Consider the following 6,446-nt stretch of genomic DNA (forward strand, 5'->3'; position numbering starts at 1 on the left):
GGCAGAGTCAGACGTGTATAAGAGACAGGCCGTGCCCGGCGCCCCCTTCCCGGGCACGGCCGAGGCGGCGGAGAAGCTGGTGCGCACCGCGCTGACCGTCGAGGCGCGCGACGGCAAGCTGCATATCTTCTTCCCGCCGCTGGCCGAGCTGGAGCATTGGCTGGAGCTCTGCGCCGCGGTCGAGCGGACGGCGGCGAGCCTGGGGCGCAAGGTGGTGCTGGAAGGCTATGGCCCGCCCTCGGATCCGCGGCTGCTCAGCTTCTCGGTGACCCCCGACCCCGGCGTGATCGAGGTCAATATCCACCCCGCCCATTCCTGGCCCGAATACGTCGCCCGCACCGAGCAGCTCTATGCCCTGGCGCGGGAGGAAGGGCTGGCGGCCGAGAAATTCATGCTCGACGGCCGCCATGTCGGCACCGGCGGCGGCAACCACGTGGTCATGGGCGCCGACACGCCGGAGGAAAGCCCCTTCCTGCGCCGGCCGGACCTGCTGAAGTCGCTGCTCGGCTTCTGGCACAACCACCCGAGCCTGTCCTTCCTGTTCGCCGGCCTGTTCATCGGCCCGACCAGCCAGCATCCGCGCATCGACGAGGCGCGGCAGGATTCGCTGCACGACCTGGAGATCGCCTTCCAGCAGGTCCGCCCCTTCGAGACCGCGGCGCCCTGGGTCACCGACCGGCTGTTCCGCAACATCCTGTCCGACATGACCGGCAACACCCACCGGACCGAGTTCTGCATCGACAAGATGTACTCGCCCGACAGCGCCTCCGGCCGCCGCGGCCTGGTCGAGTTCCGCGCCTTCGAGATGCCGCCCAGCCCGCAGATGTCGGCGGCCCAGACCCTGCTGATGCGCGCCGCCCTCGCCGCCTTCTGGAAGACCCCCTATGAGCGGCGGCTGGTCCGCTGGGGCACCCGGCTGCATGACGACTTCATGCTGCCGCATTACGCCGAGCAGGATTTCTTCGACGCCATCGAGGAGCTGCGCAGCCTCGGCGCGCCGCTGGAGAAGGCATGGTTCGCGCCGCATTTCGCCTTCCGCTACCCGCTGCTGGGCGAGACCACGCTGCACGGCGTCGGCCTCGAGCTGCGCCATGCGCTGGAGCCCTGGCACGTGCTGGGCGAGGAGAGCAGCGGCACCGGCACCGCGCGCTATGTCGACAGCTCGACCGAGCGGGTGCAGCTGCGCGCCACCGGCCTGTCGCCGGAGCGGATGACGCTGGCGGTCAATGGCCGCGCCATCCCGATGGCGCCGACCGGGCGCACGGCCGAATTCATAGGCGGCGTCCGCTTCAAGGCCTGGGCGCCGCCCTCGGCGCTGCACCCGACCATCAAGGCCCAGGCGCCGCTGGTCTTCGAGCTGTGGGACCGCTGGACCGGCCGCTCCCTCGGCGGCTTCACCCACCACGTGGTGCATCCGGGCGGCCGCAACTACGAGCGCTTCCCGGTCAATGCCAACGAGGCGGAGGCGCGCCGCCGCGCCCGCTTCTTCCCGCTCGGCCATCGCCCCGGCGCCAGCCCCGCGCCGCTGCCGGTCGAGGCCCCGGAGCTGCGCCGGACGCTCGACCTGCGCCGTCTGGCGTGATACCGCGGGGCGGGTGAACGATGCCCCGCCCGATGAGATGGTCGATGGCCGTGGCCATGTGCGACCGCACTGGCGCGGCATCCTGGCTGCCTTTTCCGATCTGCCGCCCTCGCTGACGGCGGAGGCGGCGCCGCGCGGCAGCGCCGTGGCCGAGGCCGCCCGCCGCCTCGACCGTGCCTTCGAGGATGAAGGGGTGGGCGCGCTGCTGCCCGGCGCCGGCCGCACGGCCCGCGCCTGGCGCTGCGACCCGGTGCCGCTGGTGCTGCCGGCCGGCGAGTTCGCCGCGCTGGCCGCCGGGCTGGCGCAGCGGGCGCGGCTGCTGGAGGCCATGCTGCGCGACTTCTACGGCGAGCAGCGGCTGCTGGCCGAGGGGCTGGTGCCGCCATCCCTGGTCTTCGCCAATCCGAACTTCCTGCGGCCCTGCCGGAGCGCCGCGCATCCGCCGCGCCACCCCTTGCTGCACACCTATGCCGCCGACCTGATCCGCGGCCCGGACGGGCAGTGGCGGGTGCTGGCCGACCGCACCAGCCGCGCCGCCGGCATCGGCCATGCCCAGGAAAACCGGCGCATGCTGGGCCGCGTCCTGCCCAACCTGTTCCGTGGCCAGCAGGTGCAGCCGCTGCGCCCCTTCTTCGATTTCTGGCAGGACAGCCTGCAGCGCCTGGCGCCGCCCAAGGCGCAGAACGGCTCCGACAACGCCGCCGTCGCCCTGCTGACGCCGGGCGTCCACCACCCGCTGTGGTTCGAGCACGTCCTGCTGGCCAGCGAGCTGTCCTGCGCCCTGGTCGAGCCCGGCGACCTGACGGTGCGCGGCGGCGCGCTGTTCCTGAAGACGCTGAAGGGGCTGCAGCCGGTCGACGTGCTGCTGCGCCGGGTCGATGGCCGCAGCCTGGACCCGCTGGAATTCGGCGGCCCCGGCGCCGGCCATGGCCCCGGCGTGCCCGGCCTGCTGGACGCCATGCGCAACGGCGCCGTGCGCATCGTCAACGCCCCCGGCTGCGGCCTGGTCGAGGCGCCGGCGCTGGCGCCGCTGCTGCCGGCCCTGGCGCAGCGGCTGCTGGGGCAGAAGCTGGCGCTGCCGGCCATCGAATCGCACTGGCTGGCGCGGCCCGAGGCGCTGGCCATGCTGCGCCGCGCCCCGGGCGACTGGACCCTGCGCCCCGCCTTCGACGGCGCGGTGGCGGCGCAGGAGCTCGGCGCCCTGTCCGACGCGGCCCTGGCCGGGCTGCTGGCCCGCATCGCCGAGCGGCCGCAGGATTATGTCGCCAGCCGGCACATCGCGCCCTCGGTCGCGCCCAGCGCGGTGGGCGACGGGCTGGCGCCGCGCCCGGTGATCCTGCGCCTGTTCCTGGTGCAGGAGGGCGGCCAGTGGCGCGCCATGCCGGGCGGGCTGGCGCGCTCGCCCGAGCCCGGCGAGGGGCTGGGCGGCCGCCTGCCGCGCCAGGGCCTGGCCAAGGATGTCTGGGTGCTGAGCGAGGACGGCGCCCAGATCACCGGCCCCGCCGCCCTGCCGCTGCCGCCGCTGCCGATCCGCCGCGCCGCCGGCGCCCTGCCGTCGCGCGTCGCCGACAACCTGTTCTGGCTCGGCCGCTATGTCGAGCGGCTGGAGGGCGCGGCGCGGCTGATGCGGGCCGTGCTGGCCCGGATCGACCGCGGCCCGCTGCTGCCGCGCGAGCTGGCCGAGCTGGCGGCGCTGGCCGCGGCGCTGCGCCATGCGGGCCTGGCCGAGGCCGAGGACGTGCCCAATGCCGCCGCCCATTCGGCGCTGCAGGCCGCACTCTGGCGGGCGCTGCGCGAGGGCGGCAGCGTCGCCTGGCTGATGGCCGAGATCGGCCGGCTGGTCGAGGGCGTGCGCGACCGGCTGACCGGCGACATGCACACGCTGTTCTCGCTGCCGCTGCGCGCCATCCAGGTGCAGGCCGCCGCCCCGCAGCGCGGGCTGGCGGGGCTGGAGGAGCTGCTCGGCGGCATCCTGCGCTACAGCGCCGGGGTCGCGGGCGCGGCGGCCGAGAACATGGTGCGCGCCGGCGGCTATGCCTTCCTCGACCTCGGCCGCCGGGTCGAGCGTGGCCAGACCATCGCCGCCCAGCTCGGCTTCGCCCTTGCCCAGCCGGCCAGCCGGATCGAGGGCGGGCTGCGCCTGGCGCTCGAGCTCTGCGATTCCGTCATCACCTATCGCAGCCGCTACCTCGGCGTGCTGCAGCCGGCCCCGGCGCTGGACCTGGTGCTGGCCGATCCGGGCAATCCGCGCGGCCTGGGCTACCAGTTGGCCGCGCTGCGCCGCCGCCTGACCGACCTGGAGGGCGGCACCGAGGAAGGGCTGCTGCCGGCGGTCGAGGCGCTGATCGCGCGCGTCGAGGCGATCCCCCCGGCCCTGCTGGCGGTGGCCGACCAGGCCCAGGCGGCGGCCAGGATGGCGCCCGACATCGCGGCCCTGGAGGCCGAGATGGCCGCCATCTCGGACGCCATCGCCCGCCGCTTCTTCGCGCTGCTGCCGCCGGCGCAGACGCTGGGCGGCGAGACCGCCGCGGCCGAGCCCGCCGTGCTGTTCTGGGGTGCCGCATGAGGTGGCGCATCCGCCATGCCACCGCCTATCGCTATGCCGAGCCGGTGGATATCGCGACCCATATGCTGCACCTGTCGCCGCGCGCCCTGCCGCAGCAGCAGGTGCTGTGGGACAGCGTGGCCTGCGCGCCGGAGCCCGCCCGCGTCGCCACCGGCATCGACCATTTCGGCAACCGGGTGACCTGGCTGTTCCTCGACCGCGCCCATGCCCGCTTCGAGGTGGTGGCCGAGGCCGAGGTCGAGGTCGCCTTCCCGCCGCCGCCGCCGCTGGACACCTCGCCCGCCTGGGAGGAGGTGGCCCGCGCCGCGCTGCGCGACCCGGGGGCGGCCGAGTTCACCCTGCCCTCCCCCCTGCTGCCCGAGCATGGCGGGGCGCGCGACTACGCGCTGCAATCCTTCTGGCCGGGGCGGCCGCTGCTGGCCGGGGTGCTCGACCTCAATGCCCGGATCCGCCGCGACTTCACCTTCCGCGCCGGGGTGACCTCGATCGCCACCACGGTCGGCCAGCTGCTGGCCCAGCGCGCCGGGGTCTGCCAGGACTTCTCCCACCTGATGATCTGCGGGCTGCGCGGGCTGGGCCTGCCGGCGCGCTATGTCTCCGGCTATATCCGCACCCGGCCGCCGCCGGGCGCCGTGGCGCGGCTGGGCGCCGACCAGTCGCATGCCTGGGTCGGCGCCTGGCTGGGCCCCGGCCAGGGCTGGGTCGACCTCGACCCCACCAACAACCTGGTGGTCCAGGACGAGCATGTGGTGATCGGCTGGGGCCGCGACTTCAACGACATCTCGCCGCTCCGCGGCATCATCCTGGGCGGCGGGCAGCATGCGCTGGACGTCAGCGTGGACCTCTCGCCCGCCTGAGGCGGGGCCCATCGCGTGCCCCACCGCGCAACAGCGTGAAAGCAACCTCCGAGGGGGTCCGCGGGTTCTTGCTGCGGTGCCGTGGAACCGCGCGCGCCGCCCCGGCGAGCCCGGCCCGAAGGGGCACTCCAGGCTGGGCCGGACCGGAACGTCCAGGAGTACTGCGCCATGGCGGCCCCCAGCGCGCCCACGAAGCCCGCGTCGATGAACCTTCCAGGCCTGCTCGCGCCGCCGGGCCGCGACCTGGCGCTCGATGTCTGGCGCGGCGTCGCGCTGGTGACGATCTTCATCAACCACGTGTCGGGCAACGTGCTGGAGCAGTTCACCCACAAGAATTTCGGCTTCTCCGACGCGGCCGACCTGTTCGTCTTCTTCGCCGGCTACGCCGCCGCTTCCGCCTATTTCAGCAAGTACCTGGGCGACGAGAAGCTCAGTACCTCGCTGAACGTGCTCAGCCGCTCGGTGAAGCTCTACACCACGCATCTGGCGCTGGTGGTGGTCGGCGGCGCGGTCTTCGCCACCATGGCGATCAACAAGGGCGACCTCGGTCTGTTCTCGGTGATGGCGCTGGAGCCGCTGATGCTCGACCCGGCCGGCGCCCTGGTCGATGCGGTGACGCTGCGCTACCAGCCCGGCTTCCTCAACATCCTGCCGCTCTACTGCGTGCTGATCGGCACCCTGCCGCTGCTGATGGCGCTGGCCCAGCGCAGCATGGGCGCGGCGGTCGCGGCCTCCGGCGTGCTCTGGCTGGCGGCCGGCCTGACCGGGGCCAACTTCCCCTCCTATCCGATCCCCGGCGGCTGGTTCTTCAACCCGCTCTCCTGGCAGTTCCTCTTCGTGCTCGGCTTCGCCCTCGGCGCCCGGCGCAACCGGCTGGGCGCCGCCACCACCTACCGCCGCGGCTGGTGGTGGGCGGCGCTGGCCTATCTGCTGCTGGGGCTGGCGGTGACCAAGGGCACCGGCTTCCCCGAGGCCGGCTGGCTCGCCCCCCTGCCCGACTTCCTGACCGTGCCGGAGAAGCAGTTCCTTTCCGTGCCGCGCCTGCTGCACGTGCTGGCGCTGTGCTACGTCGTGGTGCATTCGCCGCTGCAGGCCTGGGCCCGCGACCTGCCGCGGCTGCACCCGCTGTCGATGATGGGCCGCCATTCCCTGCCGGTCTTCTGCACCGGCCTGGTGGTCAGCATCACCGGCGTCGCCTTCAAGCAGACCGGCTTCGACGGCGCGCTGTTCGACATCGCCTATGTCACCGCCGGCGTCGGCACCCAGGTGCTGGTGGCCGCGATGATGAGCGCCACCGAGAAGCGGCGCAGCAGCAAGCCGCCCACCGCCTCCCTGCCGGCGGCGGTGTGACGCCCGGCATGCGCGCAACCCTCCTCGCCGCCGCCCTGCTGGTCCCCGGGGTCGCCTGGGGCCAGACCGCCGCCACCCCGGTGGCCCCCAC

Annotated in this window: 4 protein-coding genes; all 4 read left to right on the top strand. The window is 74.0% G+C overall.

Annotated elements, in window-relative coordinates; all coding sequences use genetic code 11:
* Positions 1-1,582 (top strand): transglutaminase family protein (locus GVN67_RS27575; protein WP_200845423.1); only part of this gene is annotated, 1,582 nt, incomplete at its 5' end.
* A 13-nt stretch (positions 1,583-1,595) separates the two neighbouring features.
* On the top strand, positions 1,596-4,148 hold the full coding sequence (locus GVN67_RS27580) for a circularly permuted type 2 ATP-grasp protein (RefSeq protein WP_160000521.1): 2,553 nt from the start codon (positions 1,596-1,598) through the stop codon (positions 4,146-4,148).
* Positions 4,145-5,005, top strand: a complete 861-nt coding sequence (locus GVN67_RS27585) for a transglutaminase family protein (protein ID WP_160000522.1) — start codon at positions 4,145-4,147, stop codon at positions 5,003-5,005. The genes GVN67_RS27580 and GVN67_RS27585 overlap by 4 nt, the downstream gene beginning before the upstream one ends.
* Positions 5,006-5,209: 204 nt before the next feature.
* On the top strand, positions 5,210-6,355 hold the full coding sequence (locus GVN67_RS27590; protein ID WP_160000523.1) for an OpgC family protein: 1,146 nt from the start codon (positions 5,210-5,212) through the stop codon (positions 6,353-6,355).
* Positions 6,356-6,446: the final 91 nt, after the last annotated feature.

This window comes from Roseomonas sp. 18066 (genome assembly GCF_902706185.1).
Lineage (GTDB): Bacteria > Pseudomonadota > Alphaproteobacteria > Acetobacterales > Acetobacteraceae > Pseudoroseomonas.

What these genes read in the sequence shown, in the direction of transcription:
- GVN67_RS27585 (WP_160000522.1), top strand. Translation starts at nt 4,145, where the DNA reads ATGAGGTGGCGCATCCGCCATGCCACCGCCTATCGCTATGCCGAGCCG.
- GVN67_RS27590 (WP_160000523.1), top strand. Translation starts at nt 5,210, where the DNA reads ATGAACCTTCCAGGCCTGCTCGCGCCGCCGGGCCGCGACCTGGCGCTC.